We start from the raw sequence: 23042 nt of genomic DNA, 5'->3' as shown, positions 1-23042 counted from the left end.
ATGTCGAGCGCAGAGCAGCGAGTGCGTGAGTTGGATCTGGACATCCCGGACTACGCCAACCCCCCGTACGGTCGCCGGTTCGGCCGAATGAAACCCTTCCATCGCATCGGGAACCTGCTCGAAATGAGTGGGATGTGCCCCGAGAGCCGTTCCGGTGATCGCGTTCACCCCGGCATCGTGGGCAAGGATGTGACGGTCGAAGAGGCGAAGTATGCGGCTCGCTACACTGCGATCAACATGCTGGGCATGATCCGATACGCTCTGGGCTCGCTGGACAGAGTCGCGAGTATGTCACGCGCCCTGTGCTTCGTCGTGTGCGAGCCGGGGTTTACCCAACTGCACGAGGTGTCCAACGGCGTCAACGAGCTCTTCCTCGACGTCTTCGGCGAAGACGTCGGCAGCATGGGCCGCGCGTCGATCGGTGCGACAACACTGTCGAACGACCACTGCTTCGAACTGTGGCTCAGCCTGGAGTGTGTGCCTGAGCAGACCGCGTGATCAGGTCGGGACGCGACATCACCAGAACCCTCCCGTTCTGGTTGATGTTCATGATCTCGATGCTCGGCGGAGTCTCGAACTCGGCCACCACGCCGACAATCCCGCTGTACGTCGCTGAGGTGCTCGGCGGGGGCTCCGATATCTCCGGGATGCTGATTTCGATCGCATCGATCACCGCGATCGTCGCGATGCCGCTAGGCGGGTTCCTGGCGGATCGCTACGGCTATCGTGCTGTCGCAATCACCTCCATCCTGCTCTCGGCGGCGGGCCTCGCGCTGCTCGCGACCATCCCGACGCTCTCGGGTGCGATCATCAGTCGTCTCCTGTTCGGGCTGGGCAACGCCGCCGCGATGAGCCTCACACTCACGTGGCTCGTCGGGCTCACCACGTCTGCACAGCGCGGCAAGGGGCTCAGCATCTTCGGGCTGAGCGTGTGGCTCGGCCTCGCGCTCGGCCCACAGGTGGCGGCAGGGGTCAACGATCTCGCCGGCCCGCAGGCCGTCTTCCTCACCTGTGTCGCACTCGAGCTCGTCGTGTGTCTCCTGTTTGTTCCGCTTCCCTCGCTGGCCAAAGCCCTGACATCGAGTGCAGCTTCATTCGACGCGGCGTCGCCGACCGGTTCCCCCGCAGGACGAGGGATGCGCGCACTCTGGGAGGTGTTCCGCGCCGTCTGGGTACCCGGCTCGGCCGCGGCCGCGGCATGGTGCGGAGAAGGCCTGATTCTCGGGTTCCTCATCATCCACCTCGGTGGCGCCGGCATCCCTGCCACGGGGATCTTCGGTGCCGCCTCGGTCTTCGCCGTCTTCGCGTTCAGCGTCGTCATCGCGCGCATCGTGCTCGCGCGAATGCCCGACCGACTCGGCCCGCTGCGATCGGCGGCGATCTCACTCGTGCTGCTGTGCGCAGGGCTCACCGTCCTCGCGTTCTCGGGCGACTTCGTCGTCGCAGCCCTGGGAGCCGGGCTCATGGGCGTCGGCTTCTCGCCGCTCTACCCCTCCCTCACGATGCTGGCCGCCCGCGGACTGCGCACGAACAATCGTGCGCTGGGACTGGGCATGTTCGGCAGCTTCACGAGCGTTGGCTTCGCGGGTGGGGCTCTCCTGGGCGGCCTGGTGCTCTCCATCGCTTCATCGATGTGGGCGTTCCTTATAGTGGCAGGGCTTCAACTGGTGGCACTTGCAGTCATTACGATCTTCACGCCTGACGAGTCCGCACGACCGCATCTCAATCCGGAAGAGCCTCGTCAACCCGTGCTCTGAGGGCGGGCTGACGGGGCTCTTCCGTGCCTGGGCCGAGAGATCAGGCCGGCAGCGCCAAGAGCATCGTCGGCGCTGGTGCCGCCTCACGCCCTGCGAACGGCAGCGGCTGGCACACGAGATAGTAATCGCCCGCTTCGACGTCAGCAAGGTTGGCGTTCTCCAGAATGACAGTTCCCGCGTTGCAGAGAATGACGTGGCTCGGCCATTCGACCGTGTGGTCGGGCGCCTCCATCGTCATGTAGTCAATGCCTGCGAACACCACACCGCGGTCGACGAGCCAATGCGCACCGGTCGGGCCGAGACCCACCCACGTCTCGCTGCGCTCGTTGCGCGTGAGCGCGTCGGTGGAGTTGCGTGTCTTGAACAGGACGCGCTTCGCGCCTTCTGCGCCGGCCGCGACCAGATCCTCCGCGGTGATCTCCTTCTCGATGCCCCGCAGATCGAGGACACGCACCGGGCCCACCGTGTGGTCCTGCGGAATCTTCTCCACCGAGGTTCCCCCCTTGACGAAGTGGCTGGGCGCATCGATGTGGGTGCCCGTATGTGCGCCGATGATCCAGCGCGACACCTCCGACGGGTTGGTCTCGGTGATCTCCTCGACCATGTCGTAGGTGGGACGACGCCCCCAATGCAGCATCTCGGGGTGAATCGGGATGTTTAGATCGATCGGTGTAGACACTGTGGACCCTTCTGGTTGTTCGGTGCTCACGCCGTGACAGGAACGCGCGTGAGAGGACTGCTTTGGATGATGTGCACGCGGGTCGGATCGACGCACCCGAGGCGGACACGACTCCCCACAGTGAGAGCAGAGACGTCAGCACCGGGCGGCAGCGAGCACACGATGCGGCGATCCACGCCGGAGCGCACCTCGAGCCGGAAGCGAGAACCCTGAAAGCTGAGCAACCGGATGGTGCCTTCGACACACCACGCAGGGGTCGGCGCCGCAGGATCGATGATCGCCAGGTCCTCGGGGCGAATGACGGCCGTTCCGTCCATGCCCGCTCCGGTGGGATCGTCGACGATCTGACCGCCCTGCGTCGGCAGGAGATTCGCCTCACCTAGGAAGCCGGCGACGTACTCGTCGACCGGGTGACGGTAGAGAGCCTCCGGCGACGAGACCTGGACGAGAACTCCGTCGCGCATTATGGCGACGCGATCCGACATGGTGAGTGCCTCCGTCTGGTCGTGCGTCACCGACACTGTGGTGATGCCCACCTGGTGCTGGATGCGTGCAACTTCGACCTGCATCTGCTCACGCAGTTGCTTGTCCAATGCCGCCATGGGCTCGTCGAGCAGCAGGATGCCCGGGCTCGATGCGAGAGCCCGCGCAAGCGCGACGCGTTGACGCTGCCCACCGGAAAGCTGCGACGGCAGCCGGTCTGCCATATCCGAGAGCTGGACGAGCGACAGCATCTCGTCTGCGACGGCGTGACGCTCTGTGAGCGGTCGACGGCGCGCACGCAACGGAAAGCCTACGTTCTCTCCGACGGTCATGTGCGGGAACAGCGCGTACGACTGGAACACGACACCGACGTTCCGCTTCTGCGGCGCGCGGTTGCTCACGTCCACACCATCGAACGACACGGTTCCCGAGTCTGGCTCCTGCAGGCCGGCGATCACGTTGAGCAGTGTCGACTTGCCCGAGCCGCTCGCTCCAAGCAGCGTGACGAACTCGCCCGGCTGGACGTCGAGGCTCACCCCCTTGAGTACGTGGTTCTGACCGAGGCTAACGTTGATGTCTTTGATGGACAGCGCGATCGTCATTCGACGACTCCTTCCAGAGCGATTGGGGCATTGCGCCTGCGACGGGCACTAGCGCGTCGGCTGCGCAGGATGTTGGCGAGGGGGATGAGGGCGAGGACTACGATGGCGAGCAGTGAGACGAGCGTCGACGCCGCGGTCAGCTCGGGGGAGAACGCCTCCTGTGACGCGTTCAGCATGCGCAGAGGCAGCGTCTGCAGTCCCGCTGGCACGAGGAACACGGCGAGCACCACCTCATCGAAGACGATGATGAACGCGAACAGCATTCCTGAAAGAATAAACGGCAGTAGCGCGGGGAGCTCGATCTTCCACAGAACGAGCGGCCATTTGGCGCCCAAGGTGTTCGCCGCAGGCCGAAGCGCGGGATCGATACGGGTGAGGCCGCCCGAGACGATGACGAAGACATACGGCAACGCGATGAGGGCATGGCCGACGATGAGCGTCACGAGCGTGCCGCGGAGGAAGCCGAGGTCCATGTTGACCCCGTACAAGCCCACTGCGTATGCGATCGGCGGCAGGGCGATCGGCACGATGAAGAGCGTTCGGATCCACCGCTGGGCGTTTCGACTGCGCACGCGCGTGATGCCTACTGCACCCAGCACCCCCAGGAGCGTCGCGAGCACCGTCGAGATGGCCGCAGTCCACAGTGACAGCGTGAACGAGCCCATCCACCGGCGATCGGTGAGGACTTCGGCGTACCACTGCAGCGAGAACCCGTCGGGCGGGAACAGAATGAAGCTTCCGCTGGTCCAGCTCGTGGCGACGAGGATGAGGAACGGCACGATGAGCAGGAGGCTCGCCGCGATGGCGACGAGGAAGATCGGCAGGCGGTACCAGCCGAGAGAACGAGCGACGATTGTGGTCATGTCTTCAGCCCCACTTCTCGCTGACTTTGAACAGCCGATCGGCGACGAGATATACGAGGATGGTCCCGCCGACCAACAGGATGCTCATGGCGGCGCCGAGTTCCGGACGGTTCGCCTGATTCATCTGCGAATTGATCACGCCGGAGATCGTCATGTTGGCCGGTCCACCCAGAAGAAGCGGCGTCACATAGAAGCCGAGCGACATCACGAAGACGAGCACACCGCCAGCGAGCAGGGAGGGAACGATCTGCGGCCAGGTCACGGCCCGGAAGGTGAGCATCGGACCCGCTCCGAAGATGCGCGCCGCGTTCAGCTGCTCATTATCGATCGACTGGAGAGAGGACATGATGGGCAGCACCGCGAACGGAAGCATAATAGCGACCATCGCCGGGTACATTCCGATCGTCGTCTGGTAGAGCTCGATCGGCTCGTCGGCCAGACCGAAGATGCCCAGGAACCAGTAAATTGCGCCCTTCGGCAGCTCCAGCAGCATCCATCCGAAGGAACGCACCATGACGGACGTCCACAATGACAGCAGGAGTGCCCCGAGAAGAGCGATCCTCAGGGCCGTGGGCGATGCCGCGATCGCCAGGCTGTACGCCCCACCGAGGATGGTGGTGAGAATGGTCACTACCACAGCCATGATGATTGTCCGCAGCAGCGAATCGGCGAAAGTTGGCACCGAGAACATTCCCGGATAAGCCGCACCGCCGGTCTCGAACGACTGCGTGAGCAGCGCGATCATCGGGAGACCGAGCGCGAATACGAAGAAGATCAGCGGCGGCCACAGGAGCCACCCCAGCTCTGCTTGCGTCGTGCCGAGCGAGCGCACGCGAATGCGCGCCGCCGGCGTATGGATCAGGCCTGTCATCGCCATTGCGTCATCCTCTCGGGTGGACTCTGCGTGAGTGTGCCGCCATTGCAGTTATGGTCGCACTGATCATCCCGCCAGCCATTCGCCATATGTGTCCATCAGCAGCTGCGAGTTCTTGCCGCGCCAGTTGTCGTCCCACTCGAGCATGTTGTCGTGCTCCGGCGCGTTCACGACATGCGTTTTGACGTCATCGCTCAGTAGGTCGAAAACGGCGGGATTAACCGGACCGTACAGCGTGCGCTCCGTGAAGACGGCCTGGTTCTCCGGGACATTCAACCATTCTCCAAGAGCGGCGACAGCATCGGGGTTGCCCGCCTTCTCAGGAATCACGAACCCGTTCAGCGTGCCGAACGCCTCGTTCCACTGCACAGTGACATCGAGCCCGGCATTCTGCAGGGCGGTGAACTGACCGGTCACGCTGACGGCGATCGCGGCGCTTCCGCTCGAGAGGAGCTGCTGCACCTCGGGGTACGACTGGTAGAACACCATATCGTCGCGAATCGAGTCGAGCTTCTTCGTGGCACGATCCAGATCGAGCGGGTACAAATCTTCAGGCGCAACGCCATCGGCGAGGAGCGCGATCTCAAAGGAGGCGTCGAACGAACCAGGGGCGCCCGGCCAGGCGCGCTTGCCGGGGTACTTCTCTGTGTCGAAGAGGTCGGCCCAGTTCGTCGGTCCGCCGTCATCGAAGGTCTCAGTCAGCCAGCCCTGCGCGAGGCCGACGTAGAACCCACCCAGAATGTACGGGCGGAATTCCTCGGCGATGAGGTCGCCCTGCGCCGCCTTCGGGATCTCCTGCACACTGTCCGCGTAGTTGACGACATCGCGCATGTCGACCTGGAGGACGTCGTAGTCACCGTCTTCACCCTCGAGCATCCCGTAGTACACGGCGTCCTCGATGCTGACCGAGACAACCTCGACATCGGTCTCGTCAAAGAAGCCTTCGAAATACGCAACCTGACGGCTCTCGTTGGTCGGGCCACCGTAGTCTGCCCAGATGATCTGGCCGCTGATCTGGTCCGATCCTCCGGACTCGGACGGCGAGCCGCCGCCCGCGCAACCAGCGAGCAACGCGACTGCTGAGGCCGCCGCGATGCCCGCGAGCACGCGGCGACGGTGAGGTGCGGTGATGTGCATGGTGGCTCTCCTCATCATTGTGGATCCAATTCATTATGTTATGGATCCGTTCGGATGTCGAGACTTTTCTTGTATTGCTCACCCCAAGCCATCAGGGGGGAGCAGTAGCCACACCAGAGGGTACCTGTGTAGACACCGATCGCCGGCGCCGGCTTCGAGAGCAACACCGAGGCCGAGACGCCCTGAGACCCGGCCATGGTGGGAACCCCAGCGTCACGGCCGCGGAATCCTCACATCACTGCGCGAGCCACTCGGTGTAGAAGTCGAGATATTCGCCCCGGTTCTCGGCGTGCCACTTCGAGTCGCGCAGGATCACATCCTTGTGTGAGGGCGCGTTGACGAGATCGTCCTGTCGTAGACGGTCACGCCGCCGATGTCAGTGCGGCGAACAGTGAGGGCCCGAAGTTCGTCAACCTCGACGGCCGTGGGGTCCGCCGACCAGAGCGCCCAGTCTGCGCACATCCCAGGGCGGATCATGCCCCTGTCGTTCTCCGCGAGCGCCGCCCGTGCGGCACCGGTCGTGTAGGCCGCGAGCGCTTCCTGGATCGTGATCGCCTCGGTGGCACTCAACCGCTCTTCCTCCCCCGCGACGCGACGCGTGATCGCCTGCCACATGAGATGGCGGGGGTCGAATGCGAAGAAGGGGCCGTCCGAGCCGAATGCCACAGTCGCGCCGGCATCGAGCCACGTCCGGACTGGGTTCGCGCGTTCCGCCCTCTCGCCGAGCGCCGCACGGAGGCCGCGGCCGTTGTGCCAGATGATCGATGGCTGCAGGGACGCTATCGTCCCCAACTCAGCGAGCACGCGGATGCTCTCGTCGCTCGCCTCGAGATACGCGTGAATGGCCTGGAACCGGTGCAGGCTGACGGCATCGCCTGCCTGCGCGTAAGCGCGGGCGAGGAGAGCCACCGCACCACCGCCCACAGCGTGCGTGCCGACGCCCCAGCCGTGCTCGCCGCACCACCGGACGAGGCGAGTGAACTCCTCGTCGGAGATGCGCTGGAGGCCTGTGTATCCATCAGCAGTCCACGGCTGCTCGAGAAGTGCCTGACCCTTGAGCGCCTCGCCGTCGGAGTAGACCTTGATCGGGCCGAGGCGCAGCGTATCGTCACCGAAGCCGGTCGACACGCCTGTGCCGTCCAGATGTGCGATGACGGCATCCACATCGGGGGTCGCAGCCGATCCGATCTCGAGGTAGGGCATCGCCACGGTGCGCATGGTCAGCAGGCCCCTTCGGCGCGCTGCCTGATACCCTCGCATCTCGGCGGTGGTCACCGCGGGATCCACGATGCCGGTGATGCCGAGTGAGTGAAGCAGCGGCTGGACACGCACGAGCCCGCGGATACGGTCCTCGAACGGGGGATGCTCGGGGCCATCATCGTCGAAGCTGTCGCGCATGCGCTGGATGTACACCTCGACGTCGTCGCCATCCTCGACGTGGTCGAGCGACTTAAGGCCGCCGCGCTGCATGTGCATGTGCGCGTCGATGAGACCAGGGAGCACGACCCCGGGCAGCTGGCAGACGGGGGCACCACGCACGACCGAGCGCACGTGGTCGACGGTGCCCACAGCGACAATCCGGCCTCCGGAGACCGCGAACGCTTCGGCGCGCGGCGCCTCCGAGTCCATCGTCACTACGGGGGCCACAAAGACGGTCGAGGACGTCTGCGTCATTCCCTCTTCATGCAGAGCTGTCGTGGCTGTGGGAGTCATGACGCAGGCGAGCGAGTCTCGACCGTCGTGACGATCTCGAAAACGTTGCCGCCCGAGAGGTTCACAACCCCGAAGGTGGCCGACGTCATCCGTCCGACCCTGTCTCCGAACACCTCCAGGAAGAGGTCGTTCGCGCCGTTGCTCACCTCGTGCACCTCGGTGAACTCCTCAGTCGTGACAACGTAACACAGCGTCTGCACGAACGAGGTGACCTCATCGAGCGATCCGACCGCATGGCGGATGAGGCCGAGCACGTTGCATCCCGCCATCCGCGCGGCCGCCCTCCCCTGTTCCGGCGTGACGTTCGCACCGACGCGGCCGGGATGCAGCTTGTTGCCTGCACGATCCTCGGGCGTCATGCCCGCCAGCGTAAGGGTGTTCCCGGTGTGGTGGAACGCCTTGAGCGGCCCATATCGGAGCCCGAAGGGAGGGTTCGCGTAGTCGGGCATGACGAGTCCGAGCTCAGCGGCGCGGTGTTCGGGAGTGGTCATAGGTTCGCTCCATCCATCTGCGTGCGCGAGATCAATTGGATCCGCATCTAGCCAACATGGATACCTTATGCCAAGATCGGGCAAACGACGATGGGAGCACAGGGTATGCGATACAAGCGAACTGTCACAGTCGGGGCGGTAGCCATGGCCACGATGCTGGTCGGATGCGCCACCACGGCACCGAACACCGACAGCGGCCCGTCCGGAAGCATCGTCTGGGCCGACTACGGCGGGCCGACGACCGAAGCCTTCACCGAGATCTTCTTCGAGCCGTTCACGAAGGAGTCCGGCGTCGAGGTCACGACGACCATCATGTCCGCGGCGGTGCAGTACTCGATGTTCGACGGCGAGGAGGGCGACTACGACACGATGATGACGGGTATGGCCGAAGTCGTCCTCTACGCCGACAGCCTCCTCCCGGTCCCCGATTCGCTTCCGCGCTCGGATCAGCTCCCCGACGACATCGCGAAGTACGCGATCGCGACCCCGTTCGTGGGCTACGCACAGGGCTACCTCGCCGAGACGTTCCCGAACGGCGGCCCGCAGACATGGGCAGACTTCTGGGATGTCGAGCAGTTCCCCGGCAAGCGCGCGGTGCCCGGCGAGTACTTCGATTTCATGATCGAGGCCGCGCTGCTGGCCGACGGAGTGCCCGTCGACGACCTCTATCCGCTCGATGTGGACCGCGCGTTCGCGAAGCTCGATGAGCTCAAGCCCGACATGGTCTTCTACACCGAGTACCCGCAGGTGCCCGCACTGCTTGTCGCAGGCGGCGCGGCAGTCGCCTTCGCGCCGAACGGCCAGTTCGCCGCGCTCTCGAACGGCGGCGTCGACGTCGTCGTTTCGTGGAACCAGGCATTCGTGGAGGCGAACCCCTTCATCGTCCCGATCAAGGCGTCCAACCCCGAAGCGACGTTCGCTCTTGCCGAGGTGCTGGCTGATCCGAAGCTGCAGGCCGAGTTCGCACGTCGCACCAATTACGGACCATGGAGCTCTGCGGCATTCGACCTGCTCACCCCCGAGGAGGCGGCCAATCTACCCAACTCGCCGGCGAACACGAAGGTCGTCTGGCCGGATGCCGAGGCCCGTGCCGATCTCTACGAATCGCTCAACGACCTCTACATGGAGTGGCTCACGACCTGGGGATGACGCGGGTCACAGCTGCGGTCGACGACGCATCATGTCGCCGACCGCAGCTTCCCAGGCGAGGCCGTACTCGAGCAGCGCACGGTCACCGCGACAAGGCCCGACGAACCGGGCCGGTCGGCAAACCCTCGTCCGAGAACGCGGCCGGCGCCCCGAGCTTGGCGACGGATTCATTGCGTCGATGCGAGCGACGTGCTCCTCGACGACCTCTTCCGCCGACACGCTTCGCGTGCGAGTCGCATCCGCCAGGGCTACGGCTGACATAGTGGTGAGTGCGCTCATCGGCTCCTCGACTCCTCGATGAGCATGTGCGAAACCTTCTCGCCTATGACCACGGCGGGCATCGCCGTCGTCGCGCGCGGAGCCCGCGGCATGATCGAGCAGTCCGCGATCCGGAGGCCCTCGATCCCGTGCACGCGCGCACGAGCGTCGACCACGGCGAGCGGATCGGTGTCCACGCCCATCCGACAGGTGCCTACGGGGTGCCAGTAGTTGTCCGGATGGGCATAGAGGTGGGCGCGCAGCGCAGCGGGCTCGAGCGTATCGGGGCCGGGGTGGATCTCTTCTCCGACGAGCGCCGCGAGCGCCGGTGCGGCGGCCAGCTCGCGGAGGATCTGTGCACCCTCGGCCAGGATCCGCACATCGATGCCCTCGGGGTCACTGAGGAACCGATGATCGATGACCGGCGCGGCCTCCGGGTCGGCGCTGCGCAGACGGACGAAGCCCCGCGACCGGGGCAGGAGCGCAGATGTCCCCACGCTCCACCGCTTGCGCTCGGTCGCGTGGGTGGGGCTGTACGGGAGGAAGTGCAGGTCGAAGGCCTCCGACTCGAAGCTCGAGGCGGCCTTGCCCATCGCCTGCTCATCCGGCGCCCAGCCTGCGCCGCGCGCTTCTGCCATCGCGTGCGACATCGCCTCACTGCCTGTCCAGCTCATCAGCAGGAAGGGCTGATCGTGCAGGTTCTCCCCCACTCCCGGCAGGTGGTGCACCAGCGGGGTGCCGAGCGGCGCGAGCTGATCGAACGCACCGATGCCGGACCGCTGCAGGATCGTTGGCGAGTTGTAGGCGCCTCCGGCGAGCACGATCGCGCCTCCCCGAACGAACACCCGCTCCCCGTGGCGCTGCACGATGACGCCGGTGGCGACGCCCTTCTCGACGACGACTCGGTCGACGAGTGCGTCGCCGATAATCCTGAGGTTCGGAAGCCGCCGCACTGGGTCGAGGTACGCGAACGCCGTGTTCACCCGGACGCCGTTCTGGATGTTGACTGCTTCCGGAGCGAAGCCGGCGCTCTCGTCGAGATCGTTGAGGTCGCGCAGGTGCGGCATCCCGACGACCGGGGCAGCGTCGTACCACGCGTGCTGCCAGGGAGTCAGCTCCGCGGCGGTGTACAGACGCACCCGCATGCGCTCCATGCCCGTGCGGAACAACGGGGCGAGGTCATCGGTCGCCCAGCCGTCGAGTCCAGCCTCGGCCCACGCGTCATAGTCGCGGCGATGACCCCACGTCTGCGTGCAGCCGTTGAAGTCGCTGGATCCGCCGATCGCACGGGCCCGCTCGAACCCAATCCGCCACGGGTAGGCGTCGCCGGAGTCGTAGCCCCAGTCGTGCGACGTGCCCAGCCTGGTCGCGTCAACGATGTCGCTCGGCCATGCGGCGTCGCCCTCCGCGCCGAAATCGGGGCCCGCCTCCAGGATGAGCACGTCCTGGCCGGCCTCCGCCAGCCGGGCTGCCACGACGTTGCCCGCCGTGCCGCCGCCGACGACGATGTACTCCGCCTCACCCGGCAGCGACATAGTCGTCATGCCAGGACCACGGTGCCGAGGCGCTCCTCGATGTAGGCCTGCACAGCGTCGGCGGTGATGAGCGCGTCACGCTGCAGGTATTCGACAGCCTCGAGCGAGTATTGGTGTGCCCGTTCGGTCGATCCGCCCACGCAGTCCGTCAGCACCCGCACGTGGTAGTCGTGCTGATGCGCGTCGATGGCGGTGTAGTGGATGCAGACATCCGTCAGTCCGCCGATGAGAAGCACCGTGTCGGCCTTGTACGCCTTGAGAACGATCTCGAGTTCCGTGCCGAAGAACGCCGAGTACCGGCGCTTGCGGATGACGAACTCCTCAGGCTGCGGGTCGAGCCAGGCCGCAATGGCTGTCTCGGGGTCGTCCTCGGCGCAGTGCGCGCCTTCGGCGCCGTCGAGTTCGCGGCCGATGTCGATCATCGAGGGTTTGTGCACTTCCTGGATCCACACCACTGGAATGCCGGCCTCGCGGCAGCGGTCAACGAGTCGCCGCACGCGCGGGCGCCGCTCCTGCCGTCCGGTCATCGAGGGGATGCCTTCGTTACCGGCGTCGGCCTCCGCCGCCCCACCCTGGATGTCCACGACGATCAGGACGGGATTTCCGACGATGTGCGCATCGTCAGCGATCGCGATAGGGGTCATGTCTGTTCCTCCGAAGTTCTGGGCATTGCAATTGGATCCGATATAGGAGAGATTGTACACATCATGTAAGAGCGGCGGCGTCCCTCGACGCCGTTTCTGCTCAAAGGAGGCAGGATGAACATCCCCGACGATCTCACGTTCGACCTTGTGGAATACCGAACTCGCCGCGGGAGGGTGCAGGCGGCTCTCCGCGAGCGTGACATCGATGTGCTCATCGTCACGTCACCGGCGAACCTGTTCTGGCTCACCGACTACGTCGCGTCCTGGTATCCCCCCCGACTTCCCGTCGGCGTCGCGATCTGGGCGGACGATGGACGTTGTGTCTTCTTCGACTGGACCCGCCACCGCGAGTTCCTTCCGTACGGTGCCCTGTACGACGAAGCGGAGTTCCTCGACTACGGCTCGGCACCGGTCGAGGTCGCCGAGCAACTCGCCAGACGGAGCCCCGGCGCGCGGATCGCGATCGAGTGGTCATCGCCCACTCCCGTCTCCTCGGTCGCCGTTGCGATGGGTGAGGAGCTGCGCGCCCGCGGCATGCAGGTCGCGACAGGCGACTGGATCGTAGACACACTACGCCTCTACAAGTCCCCGGAGGAGCAGAAGCGGATGCGGGCCGCCGCCCGGATCGCCGATACGACATTCGAGGAACTCCCCAGCCGACTTCGACCGGGGATGACCGAGCTCGAGGTCGCCGCCGTGGTGACGACTCTCATGTCAGAACAGCGCGGCGAAGTCCCGGCGCAGCATCCGCTCGTCGCATCCGGGCCGTCCGCCTGGCGCGAGGTGCACGGCTTCCCGTCGGGCAGACGCCTCGAAAGAGGCGACATCGTCTCGGTGGACGCGTCGGCGGTCGTGGACCGCTACCACGTGAATCTCTCCCGCGTGTTCTCGATGGGTACGGACAATCCGCCGGCCGAAGCGATGATGGATGCCGCGGCGGTGAGCCTGCGCGTGCTGTGTTCCACCGCGCGCCGTGGCGAGGATCCCGCTCCCGCGATGGATGCCGCGGAGGCGGCGCTGCGTGCCCTGATCCCGGATGAGAACATCTGGTGGACGGGCGGCTATGCGATCGGCATCTCCTTCCCACCCAGCTGGGTCGGCCACACCTACCTCGCCAACGACGGCCCGGAGCGGATCGTGCTCGCCGACGGCTACACGTCGAACTTCGAGTCGATCATGAGCGACCGTGCCGCCTCGTGCGAGGCGGCCGCGATCGACACCGTCATGATGACGCAAGACGGACTCCAGTCACTGTCCGTACTCCCGCGTCGCCTCGTGGTTGTGGACTGCTGAGCCGTCACCGCGACCGCCGCGGCGTCAGAGCGGCCCCATGTCCGTCACCACGTCACGTGCGGTACGCGGCGCGTCGCCGAACCTCGCGGGGTTCCAGACCGATGCGTCGGCCAGTTCCGTCGAACCGGTCATCACCAGATCAGCGATGACGCGACCGAAGCCGGGTCCGTTCGTGACGCCCTGCTCATTGCATCCCGCGAGCACGTAAAGGTTCTCGTTGCCCGGGAGAGCACCGACGAGGGCGCGGCCATCCGGGGTGTGCCCCGGCGTGCCGTGCTTCAGTCGCATGTTACGGTACGCCGCGACAGCAGGAATCGCCTCTGCGAGTGCCTCGGCGCCACGGCGCACCTCGAGTACGCCGTCGAGGTCGACCTGATCGAGACGGTCTGGCATCGGCTGATCCACAAAGGAGTAGCGCGCGGCCGTCGGATAGACGGTGCCGAACATCAGACGCCCGTCCTCCTCGCGGAGCCAGTACGAGCGCGGCAGGCCGGTGGCCTGGGCGCGGATGAAGAGAAGCGGCAGGTCGCTGGGCACACCCAGCGGCTCGGTGACGATGCGCGACACGACAAGCGGTGCGATAGGTAGCGACTCGCCAATCGGCTCGAGTAGCCGGTTGGTCCATGCGCCGGCGGCGACGACCACGACGTCGGCCTCGATCACCTCATCGCTCGTCCGCACCCCGGCGATGCGACCGCCCTTGACCACGAGTTCGAGCGCGGGCGTGCGTTCGCGCAGATCCCCGCCCTCGTTCACGAAGACCTGGGCGGCGGCGCGAGTAGCCCGCTCGGCGGAGATCTGTGCGCTGCGGGGTCGAAGAACGCCGCGGAAGACGCCTCGCGCCTTCACGAAGCCGCGCGTGACCTCTTCGATCTCGGACGGCTCGATGCCCCGCGCATCAGCCGGTCCGCGTGTCAGCCGCGGCTCGACGTACGACCAGTCCGCCTCGGTCGCCGCCATCCAGATGAGTCCACGCTGACGGAAGGGCGACTCCGGCACGAGGTCGTGCAGCGAGCGATAGAACTCGATGCCGTAGTCGGCGATCGCCGCTTCTTCGAAGCCGCCCTCACCTCCCGGGGCGCCCAGCGTCCACGGGTCCACGAAGCCCGCGCCGGCGCCAGAGGTCCCGTCGGCGACGCTGTCACGCTCGAGGAGTATCACAGACGCTCCGGCCCTGAGCAGATGTAGCGCGGCGCTCACGCCCATCACGCCTGCGCCGACCACGATCGCGTTCACGGATTTCTTCATGCGTGTCTCCATTTCGTTGATGACGGGATGGCCGCACGTCCCCGCCGGCAGCGGGTCGGTTCAGGGGCGGTTGAGCAACCGCCGGGGGTTGTCGATCAGGATGCGGTCTGCCGCGGCCTGGTCGCCCGCGATCTCCGCGATCGCGGGGCCGATGCGGCGGAACAGGTGGTCGTAGCCGTGCCCACCGTTACGATGCATGTGCGTCTTCATCCACAGGTCGCCGCCGATGACGAGCTGGTCGAGGAATCCCTCGGAGAGCAGCCACTCGACCATCGCGAGCCGCTCAGCGTCGCTCGGGCCTCGCTGCTTCCAGCTCCCGTAGTAGGGGTCGGTCCCGAACGTGTCGTACGCGAGCATCGCACCGGTCTGCGCGATCTCGCGGTGGTAGCCCGGATCCCACAGCTCGTCGAGGTGGCCGATGACGATGCGGTCGACCGGCACGCCCTCATCCAGCAGCACCTCCAGCACGGAGACTCCGCCCTGACCCCGGAAGGACTGGTGCGTGTACACGGCGGCGCCGGTCTCGATGCCGGCACGCGCGGCCGCCCGCAGCGATCGCCACTCGGCGTCGGTGATGGGCCAGCTCGTGCCGATCTCGCCGAGGATGGCCGGACGAATGCCCGTGGGTCCGATGCCGTCGCACAGCTGAGCGATGAGCAGCTCGGCGAGCGTATCGACATCCGCTGTCCGCACGTGGTCGGTCATGGTCTCCTCGACGTAGAACCCACCGCCGACGAGGATGTGCACGCCGGAAGCGCGCGAGATCGCAGGTAACTCCTCCAGCCGGCGGCCCATCCCCTCCAGGGTGAGCTCGACGACAGCAGACCCGCCCGCGTCCGCGACGTGCGCCAATTCCGCCGCGGCGAGCTCGGGGTCATCGAGCACCAGGTTGTCCGGGATGGAGAGCGCGTTCCAGCGGAGATAGCCGGCCGTCTCAGGACCGATCTCCCCCACTGGGGGCTCTTCGCGCGGAGGCTTGGCCCACAGCTTCAGATCACTGAGCAGGTGTTCGTGAATCGAGGTCTGGCCAAGCTGCTCGGGTTCGATCGGCCCGAGAACGGTGTGGATGGGCATCGTGCTCCTGTCGTTTCGTCGGTTGTCGTCACTCGCCGAAGACCGCGCGGCGCGGGTTGTCGCGATGGATGCCGTCCAGGACCTCGCGGTCGATGCCCGCCTCGATCGCGAGGTCCCGGAACTCACGGAAGAGAAAGACGTAGCCAGGCCCGCCGAGCGCCCGCAAATGCGAGCGCTGGCAGACATCCTGCGAGAGTAGGATGCGGTCGGCGTACCCTGCGTCGATCATCGTCTGCAGATACTCCACCCGACGCTGGATCTGACCCAGAACAAGGTTCCCGCCGATGCGGCAGGTCATCAAGCAGTCGAACTCGACGAAGGCGCCGCGGCGAAGCAGTTCGAGCGAATAGCCCACGCTCTTGACGGTGTCGGCGTGTCCGATCACGACGCGGGAGGGGTCAACGCCCTCCTCCACCATGATGTCCAGCTGGGCGAGACCCGTCGGGAACGACGCGGCGTGGGTCGATACCATCGCTCCCGTCTCCCGGCTCGCGCGGGCGGCTGCACGGAAGGAGCGCTCCTCCGCCGCGGTGATATGCGACAGGTCGGATGCTATCTCGCCGATGATGCCGGCCCGCACCCCTGTACCAGGGATTTCGTCGAGCAGATCGCCGATCAGGAAATCGGCGATCTTGTTCGTGGAGTTGCGATCGAACCACTCCTTGTTGAGGTAGGTGTTGTAGTAGTGGCCCGTGCCCAGAACGACCTGGATGCCGCTGCTCTCGGACAGCTCCTTCGTGGCCAGCACGTTCGCGATCGAACGGGATCCGGTGTCGGGGTTCTGCTGCATCACACGGAGGTCGTCGCTCCACCCGACGGGCGCGGCGTAGTCGCTCAGCTCGCCGTTCGTCATGTCGATCAGCGTCTGGCCGCCGGCATCGGAGAACAGCGCGAGTTCCTCGGCCATCTCCTCGGCGACGTTGAGATACCCGTCCTGCGGCGTTGTGCGCGTCATGTTGATGTAGACGTGCTCGTGGGGAAGGGTGACTCCGAGCTGCTCGGGCCGCAGCGGGCCTGTCACGCTCTCGACGGTGCGCACCTCTCAGGCCTCGGGCACCGCGATGACGACGCTCTTGGGTTCGAGGAAGCCGCGCAGGCCTTCATCCCCCAGATCGCGTCCCACGCCGGAGCCCCCGACGCCGCCAAACGAGAGCGCCGGATCGAAGATGTTGTAGGTGTTCACCCACACCGTGCCGACATCCAGTGCCCGCGTCATGCGGTGTGCCCGTCCTACATCCTTCGTCCACACGCCCGCCGCCAGCCCGTACGGGGTGTCGTTCGCGATCCGCACGGCGTCGGCTTCGTCCTCGAACGCAATGATGCCGACCACTGGTCCGAAGATCTCCTCACGGGCGATCGTCATGTCGTTGGTCACGTTCGTGAAGAGGGTCGGCTCGACGTAGTAGCCCGGCTCGCGTGTCCCACCGCCCGCCACGAGGGTGGCCCCCTCATCGACGCCCTTCCGGACGTAGGCGAGCACACTGTCGCGCTGCTGCGCCGAAACCACCGGGCCGACGGTGATGCCGCCATCGAGGCCGTCACCCATCGTGACCTTGCGCACAGCCGCGGCCATGCGCTCGTTCATCTCGGTCAGGATGGAGCGCTGCACGAGCAGGCGGCTCCCCGCCGTGCACATCTGCCCGGAGTGACCGAACGATGCTCGCATCGCCGTGACCACCACAGCGTCGAGATCGGCGTCCTCGAACACAATGTTCGGGTTCTTGCCCCCGAGCTCGAGTGTCACGCGAGTGAAGTCCTCCGCGGCGGCGTGCGCCACCGTGCGCCCGACCTCGGTGGAACCAGTGAACGTGATCTTCGCGATGCCCGGATGCGTCGTGAGCGCCTCTCCGACCCTGCGGTCACCGGTCAGGATGCTGACGACTCCCGCCGGCACTCCGGCGCGCTCGAGGATGCGCCCCATGCGCAGGAGAGACAGCGGAGTGTACGAGGCCGGCTTGGCAACCAGCGGGCATCCGGCCGCCAGTGCCGGGGCGATCTTGAACGCCGCCGTCATGAACGGGAAGTTCCACGGCAGGATGATCGCGACCGGGCCGACGGGCTCCAGCGTCGTGTAGACATGGTGCGCGCCCCCGTCGATAGGTATGACCTTCCCATCGATGCGAGACGGCGCCCCCGCGAAGTGGCGGAAGGTGCGGGCGGCGTTGCCGACATCGGCACGCGACCGCTCGATCGGCTTGCCGTTGTCGCGCGTCTCGAGGATGGCGATGTCCTCGAGCTCTTCCTCGATGAGATCCGCGACGCGGTTCAGGATGCGCGTCCGCTCGAGCGGATCTATCCCACGCCACCGCTTGTCGGCGTGCGCTTCTACGGCAGCGTTCACCGCACGGTCGACGTCAGCGTCGGTCGCCTGGGCGACACTGGTCAGCACCTCGCCCGTCGCGGGGTCAGTGACCTCGTGGCGCTGACGATCTCCCGCCTGCACCCACTCTCCTGCACAGAAGAAGGGCTCGAAGTCGGGCAGGGTGGGAACGGAGGCTCGGATGCTCATTGGTTCGCCTTTCATTCAGAAGATGTCGAAGTATTCGCGCTGCTCCCAATCGGAGACATGGCGCTGGTAGCGGATGAACTCCGCGCGTTTGATCGTCGCGAACCAGTCCACCACGACATCGCCGAGCGCCGACCGGAAGGTGCCATCCGCTTCGAGCGCGTCGACCGCCTCACCGAGGTTGGACGGCAGCTCAGGAGCGTCAGTGCGATAAGGGTCGTTCGTCGGAGCCGGCGGCACGAGGCCGCGCTCGACACCGTCCATGCCGCTGATGAGCTGCGAAGCGATGTACAGGTACGGGTTGGCGGCAGGCTCTCCGGAACGGTTCTCCAGCCGGGTCGCGGCATCTCCGTAACCGCCGACCGCGCGGACCATGGCGCCCTTGTTGTCGATACCCCAAGCAATGCGGTCGGGCGCCAGCGAGTTCGGCTGATACCGCTTGTAACCGTTGACGGTCGGGGTTGCGAACACCGATGCCGCAGGGGCGTGCTCCAGCAGGCCGGCGAGGTAGGACGACGCGGTCAGCGACATCGCGGCATCCGGCGTGTCGGGCATGAACACGTTCTCACCGGTCCCCAGTCGCGTCAGCGATTGATGAAGGTGCCACCCCGTGGAGGCGCCCTCGGTTCCCTGGGGTCTTGACATGAAGGTCGCGTGGTAGCCGAGTCCGGCGGCGATACGCCGGACGGCCGAGCGGCACAGGACGATGGCGTCGGCGGTGGCGGTGGCGGCGCCCGCCTCCATAGTGATCTCGAACTGACTGGGACCGAACTCGAGTTCGATCGAGCGCAACGGCAGGTCGAGCATCGTGAGGCCACGGTAGAGGGCGTCGACGAACGGCTGCATGCGATCGAGGCCCTCCTCGTGCAGCAGCTGCGATCCGCGCGTCGTCGGAGCTGAGGGCAATGCCGCTCCCGGACGACCCGGGGCGCCGATGTGCTCGGTGTCCAGAGCGTCGTCGTCGGAGCGGAACAGGTGGAACTCGAGCTCAGCGCCCACAGTCATGCCGTAGCCCTTCGCCGCAAGCGTGGTCAGCTCGTTGCGCAGGATCGTACGGGAGCAGAACGGCACTGGCGAACCGTCAGGAAAGTGGAGGTCACACAGGATCCAGCCTGTGTGCGGCGCCCACGGCAGCACGCGGAAGGAGGCCGGGTCCGGGACCAGGACCATGTCGCCCGCCCCGCTGAATCCCATCGCGCCTACGCCTGTGTCGGGCGAGAACACGGAGAAGACCGACTCACCCGAGGTGTCCTTCAGCAGGAGGGAGCTCGGCGCCGTGACCCCGGCGCGCATCGCTGCAGACAGTGCGCCGCGAGCGATCGTCTTGCTCCGCAAGATACCGTGCTGGTCAACGCACGAGAATCGCACCATCTCGATCCCGAGCTCGTCCACGACGCGGCGCATCTGCCCGGCGGCGGCGTAGGCCGCCTCATCCCACAGCTCGTGGCGGCCGATGAAGCCGCCGCGGTCGGTCGCCAGCATGGGGCGGGCCGAGACGCCGCCCCCGCTCTCCGCGAACGGGCGTTCGTCGACGTTGCGTTCACGCATCGATCTGCTCCTCGACGTTCGCATGCGGTCCCGCCCACGGCGAGGCATCCCGTCGTTCCTGCTCCCGCTCGAGCCAGCGCTTTTGCCACGCGTCGTTCGCGGCGATCGTGTCCATCGCAACCGGCCCCGTCAGCTGCGCCGCCTCCTCCTCGCTCACGGGGTGCGACGGGGTCTCCCCACCGGCCGCAAAGGAGTCGATCGCGCGCAGCAGGAGCCTGCGGTTCGCGGTGACTGCGCGGTCGGAGATTCCGAGCCGCTCCACCGTGCGGTCCTGGACCGGTCCCATGCTCTCCACCGCCCACTGATCGTGGACGTTGATGTCCAACCCCATGCCGGTGTAAGTGAGCTCCTTCTGCTCCTGGGGATCGAAGCCCCAGTTATTGCTGCGATTGCGCACGGGCCGGTAGTCCGGAAGCGACACTCCCTGGAGTCGCTGCTGCAGCAGTGTGTCCTTGTCGGTCGTCTCGGCAAAGTCGTACCAGATCATGTACCAGTAGTGGTGCTCGTCGTCGATGGGGACGTGCCACTGCGTGAACACCTTCGTGTTACCGAACGGGACGACGAACGCGTTGGGGAACATCAGGTTGGTCACGCGGACGTGCTTGATTTCCTCGGTGAGCTGACGCACTGCGTACACGCGGAGCCCGTGATCCGCGCTCTCGACTTCAATGTCCGGGCGGTAGCTCTCGCCCACGAGCATCGAGAGCTTCTTGCCTGTGCCCTCGACCTCCTCGGCGAACTGCTGACCGTAGGTGTCGCGAGGATCCTCCTCCATGAAACGGTGGAGGAACGACACGTGGCTCGGGTCGATGCCGCCCTCGAGCCCCTGCAGCCAATTGCACTCCCACAGGCCCTTGAAGGCGAAGGTGTACTCGTCGGGCGCCACGAAGCAGTCGTAGTGGGGGAACGGGGGCGGGTCGCCGGCTCCCATGTAAGTGAAGATGATGCCGTTCTTCTCAACGCAGGGGTAGTTCGCGATCCGGATCTTGCCGAGGAACTGACTGTGGTCGGCCTCGGCGGGCTGCTCAACACATCGCCCCTGACCGTCATACAGCCATCCGTGGTAGAGGCAGCGGATGCCGTCCTCCTCCAGTCGCCCGAAGGAGAGATCGACACCACGGTGGGCGCAGTGGCGACTAATGAGCCCCCAGCCCTCGCGCTTCTTGAACAGGACGAGATCCTCGCTCATGATGCGGACGGCCTTGACAGGGCGTTCACCGGGCATCTCGGACACAAGCGCCGCCGGCTGCCAGTACGACCGCAACAGATTTCCTAGCGGCGTACCGGGTCCCGACTTGGTGACCTTCTCGTTATCTTCCTGCTTCAGCATCGCAATATTCCCTTCAGGATCCGATTAATTGGTGATTGTATCCACCGATGTTCACGTGTCGAGCACCAGCAGTGAACAGTTGGCGCGCGAAACGCAGACCATCATGCAGTCCATGTGTGCGCGCTCCTGAGACGTCAGCACGAAGTCTCGATGCTCGATCTCTCCCTCCAGGACGCGGGTCTCGCAGCTGCCACAGATGCCCTCTTCGCAGTCGGTGAGTACCTCCACGCCCGCGTCGCGCATCACCTCAAGCACGCTCTGGTCGGGCTCCACGCTCAGCTCCACGCCCGTGTGCGCGAGACGGATCGAGAAGGCGCCGCCTGGCGCGTACTTAACCTCCGGCGCAACGAAGTACTCGAGGTGCAGCCGCTCCGGCTCTGCCTGCAGGAGCTCTTGCAGCGCGCTCAGCATGCGCTCAGGACCACATGCGTAGACGGCGGAGTGGGGGTGGGCAGCCACAACGCTCACCAGATCCGTTCGCGATCCCTCGTCCCGTGCCCCGATTGTCACCTCGCCACACTCCAGGCGCGCGAGCTCTTCAAGGAACGCCATCCGACGTCGAGTCGACCCGAGGTAGACGAGGCGCCACGGCACGCCCTGCGCGTGCGCCGCCCGCACCATCGGCAGGATCGGAGTTATCCCGATGCCACCAGCGATGAAGAGGTAATCCGCCGCGGGCTCGAGCTCGAAGTGATTGTGCGGCCCTCGGACGACGACCTCATCCCCGGGCCGAACCGCCTCATGCACCGCCTTCGACCCGCCTCGACTGTGCTGCTCGCGCAGAACCGCGATCCGCAACCGGCCGGACTCAGGATCGCCGCAGAGCGAATATTGGCGCACCGGAGCACCAGGGAGGACGAGGTCGATATGCGAGCCCGGCGTCCACGACCGCACGACACCGTCGAGCGGTTCGAACTCAAGCGACAGGATGTCGTCCGACTCGAGAGTCATCGACCGTACGCGAGCCGAGAATTCCTGCCGACTGTCTACCGTGACCATGGTTGGATCCTAACACAGGATATATGGATCCAATATTGTGGAATTGTGGACACCGCGCGAAGGGTTGTATCGTCCGGCAGGGGCATTCTGATAACGTTCAATCGCGTCGTGCTCGCAAGCGGACGCAGAGGAGAGACAGTGAGTCAGGAGAATCCACCGGCCGACAATTCGGGCCACGCGCTCGTCGACGGCATCGCAGCACGGATTCGCGCGCGAATTATGTCCGGTGAGATACCGATCGGATCGCAACTGCGGCAGGCGGAGTTGGCTAATGACTTCGGTGTCAGCCGCACACCGGTGCGCGAGGCGCTGCGGCAACTGCAGACCGGCGGGCTCATCGACGTCGTACCCAATCGCGGGGCGCTCGTCAGGGTGCCGGTACCGTGGGAGGTCCGCGAGGCGTACCAGGTGCGCGCCGAACTAGAGGGGCTCGCCGCCGCGCTGTCCGTGGACCACGTCGCGAAGAGCGACATCGAGCGACTTCGTACAGCAAATCGCGCCATGTACGAGCGTTCCGTCGCTGAAAGCGAGCGAGACGACGAAACGGCACTCGGTAGCCGCCAGGAGAACGACATCTTCCATAGCACCATCGCCGATCTCTCCGGCAATTTCCGCCTCGCCCGATCTATCGACGAGATAAACGAGACCTTTCCCCGCAACGTGTCCGCACAGGTACTCACCAACGACAACCGACACCGCGAAGCGAATTTCCATGAACACGAACGCATCCTCGATGCCCTCGGCCGAGGGGACGCGGAAGCGGCTCGGGCCGAGATGCGGGACCACGTTCAGAAGGCCGGAGAACAGCTCGCACGCTGGTACGAACGCCGATCCTCGACAGTCTTCAACGGCTGAACAA

21 protein-coding genes and 1 pseudogene are annotated in these 23042 nt (G+C 65.8%); 5 read left to right on the top strand and 17 right to left on the bottom strand.

All coding sequences use genetic code 11. The features are described 5' to 3' along the window. On the top strand, window positions 1-498 hold the full coding sequence (locus ACTU6V_RS02640; protein ID WP_443474853.1) for a RidA family protein: 498 nt from the start codon (window positions 1-3) through the stop codon (window positions 496-498). After that, window positions 495-1757: an MFS transporter gene (locus ACTU6V_RS02635; RefSeq protein WP_443474852.1), complete on the top strand. Its 1263-nt coding sequence runs from the start codon at window positions 495-497 to the stop codon at window positions 1755-1757. Before ACTU6V_RS02640 ends, ACTU6V_RS02635 begins: the two co-directional genes overlap by 4 nt. 40 nt (window positions 1758-1797) lie before the next feature. On the opposite strand, the gene ACTU6V_RS02630 is transcribed toward ACTU6V_RS02635, so the two are convergent. The 8 genes and pseudogenes from ACTU6V_RS02630 to ACTU6V_RS02595 all read right to left on the bottom strand — a co-directional run bounded on the left by ACTU6V_RS02630 (window position 1798) and on the right by ACTU6V_RS02595 (window position 8599). Next, entirely contained in the window at window positions 1798-2436 is a 639-nt protein-coding gene (locus ACTU6V_RS02630) for a cyclase family protein (protein ID WP_443474851.1), read from the bottom strand. Between the two features lie 26 nt (window positions 2437-2462). After that, window positions 2463-2753, bottom strand: a complete 291-nt coding sequence (locus tag ACTU6V_RS02625) for a TOBE domain-containing protein (protein ID WP_443474996.1) — start codon at window positions 2751-2753, stop codon at window positions 2463-2465. 269 nt (window positions 2754-3022) lie between these two features. Continuing rightward, window positions 3023-3521: pseudogene (locus tag ACTU6V_RS02620) on the bottom strand (ABC transporter ATP-binding protein); the annotation flags it as partial. Next, complete coding sequence (locus ACTU6V_RS02615) at window positions 3518-4384, bottom strand: ABC transporter permease (RefSeq protein ID WP_443474850.1); 867 nt, start codon at window positions 4382-4384, stop codon at window positions 3518-3520. The pseudogene ACTU6V_RS02620 and the gene ACTU6V_RS02615, both read right to left, overlap by 4 nt. A 4-nt stretch (window positions 4385-4388) precedes the next feature. Then, on the bottom strand, window positions 4389-5261 hold the full coding sequence (locus ACTU6V_RS02610; protein WP_443474849.1) for an ABC transporter permease: 873 nt from the start codon (window positions 5259-5261) through the stop codon (window positions 4389-4391). 63 nt (window positions 5262-5324) lie between these two features. Further along, window positions 5325-6395, bottom strand: coding sequence for an extracellular solute-binding protein (locus ACTU6V_RS02605; protein ID WP_443474848.1), 1071 nt, complete (start codon window positions 6393-6395; stop codon window positions 5325-5327). 312 nt (window positions 6396-6707) lie between these two features. Then, window positions 6708-8108, bottom strand: coding sequence for an amidohydrolase (locus ACTU6V_RS02600; protein ID WP_443474847.1), 1401 nt, complete (start codon window positions 8106-8108; stop codon window positions 6708-6710). After that, window positions 8105-8599: a RidA family protein gene (locus ACTU6V_RS02595; RefSeq protein WP_443474846.1), complete on the bottom strand. Its 495-nt coding sequence runs from the start codon at window positions 8597-8599 to the stop codon at window positions 8105-8107. The genes ACTU6V_RS02600 and ACTU6V_RS02595 overlap by 4 nt, the downstream gene beginning before the upstream one ends. A 144-nt stretch (window positions 8600-8743) precedes the next feature. Between ACTU6V_RS02595 and ACTU6V_RS02590 the strand changes: the two genes are divergently transcribed. Further along, entirely contained in the window at window positions 8744-9748 is a 1005-nt protein-coding gene (locus ACTU6V_RS02590) for an extracellular solute-binding protein (protein WP_443474845.1), read from the top strand. 275 nt (window positions 9749-10023) lie between these two features. Here the strand turns inward: ACTU6V_RS02590 and ACTU6V_RS02585 are convergent, their stop codons facing one another. Together ACTU6V_RS02585 and ACTU6V_RS02580 are read right to left on the bottom strand one after the other, a co-directional pair. Beyond that, window positions 10024-11550 (bottom strand): GMC family oxidoreductase, encoded by a 1527-nt coding sequence (locus ACTU6V_RS02585; RefSeq protein WP_443474844.1) that lies wholly within the window; start codon window positions 11548-11550, stop codon window positions 10024-10026. Beyond that, on the bottom strand, window positions 11547-12185 hold the full coding sequence (locus ACTU6V_RS02580) for a cysteine hydrolase family protein (protein WP_443474843.1): 639 nt from the start codon (window positions 12183-12185) through the stop codon (window positions 11547-11549). The genes ACTU6V_RS02585 and ACTU6V_RS02580 overlap by 4 nt, the downstream gene beginning before the upstream one ends. A 114-nt stretch (window positions 12186-12299) precedes the next feature. Between ACTU6V_RS02580 and ACTU6V_RS02575 the strand changes: the two genes are divergently transcribed. Next, a complete protein-coding gene (locus ACTU6V_RS02575; RefSeq protein ID WP_443474842.1) occupies window positions 12300-13478 on the top strand; it encodes a M24 family metallopeptidase in 1179 nt (392 codons plus the stop codon). A gap of 24 nt (window positions 13479-13502) precedes the next feature. On the opposite strand, the gene ACTU6V_RS02570 is transcribed toward ACTU6V_RS02575, so the two are convergent. From ACTU6V_RS02570 to ACTU6V_RS02540, 7 genes are read right to left on the bottom strand one after another with little or no spacing between them, the layout of a single operon-like run. Beyond that, window positions 13503-14726 (bottom strand): NAD(P)/FAD-dependent oxidoreductase, encoded by a 1224-nt coding sequence (locus ACTU6V_RS02570; protein WP_443474841.1) that lies wholly within the window; start codon window positions 14724-14726, stop codon window positions 13503-13505. 60 nt (window positions 14727-14786) lie between these two features. Next, window positions 14787-15800, bottom strand: a complete 1014-nt coding sequence (locus ACTU6V_RS02565; RefSeq protein WP_443474840.1) for a phosphotriesterase family protein — start codon at window positions 15798-15800, stop codon at window positions 14787-14789. 28 nt (window positions 15801-15828) lie between these two features. Continuing rightward, complete coding sequence (locus ACTU6V_RS02560; protein WP_443474839.1) at window positions 15829-16821, bottom strand: phosphotriesterase family protein; 993 nt, start codon at window positions 16819-16821, stop codon at window positions 15829-15831. A gap of 21 nt (window positions 16822-16842) precedes the next feature. Next, complete coding sequence (locus tag ACTU6V_RS02555; RefSeq protein ID WP_443474838.1) at window positions 16843-18309, bottom strand: aldehyde dehydrogenase family protein; 1467 nt, start codon at window positions 18307-18309, stop codon at window positions 16843-16845. Between the two features lie 15 nt (window positions 18310-18324). Next, window positions 18325-19854, bottom strand: coding sequence for a glutamine synthetase family protein (locus ACTU6V_RS02550; RefSeq protein WP_443474837.1), 1530 nt, complete (start codon window positions 19852-19854; stop codon window positions 18325-18327). Further along, entirely contained in the window at window positions 19847-21184 is a 1338-nt protein-coding gene (locus ACTU6V_RS02545) for a Rieske 2Fe-2S domain-containing protein (protein ID WP_443474836.1), read from the bottom strand. Before ACTU6V_RS02545 ends, ACTU6V_RS02550 begins: the two co-directional genes overlap by 8 nt. A gap of 51 nt (window positions 21185-21235) precedes the next feature. Then, window positions 21236-22135, bottom strand: a complete 900-nt coding sequence (locus tag ACTU6V_RS02540; protein WP_443474835.1) for a PDR/VanB family oxidoreductase — start codon at window positions 22133-22135, stop codon at window positions 21236-21238. Between the two features lie 186 nt (window positions 22136-22321). Between ACTU6V_RS02540 and ACTU6V_RS02535 the strand changes: the two genes are divergently transcribed. After that, complete coding sequence (locus ACTU6V_RS02535; protein WP_443474834.1) at window positions 22322-23038, top strand: GntR family transcriptional regulator; 717 nt, start codon at window positions 22322-22324, stop codon at window positions 23036-23038. The last annotated feature ends 4 nt before the right edge of the window (window positions 23039-23042 follow it).

Source organism: Microbacterium zouquanmingi (assembly GCF_052266675.1).
Classification (GTDB): Bacteria; Actinomycetota; Actinomycetes; order Actinomycetales; family Microbacteriaceae; genus Microbacterium.
The sequence above is the reverse complement of the archived record's forward strand: the minus strand, read 5'-3'. Positions and strand labels throughout refer to the sequence as shown.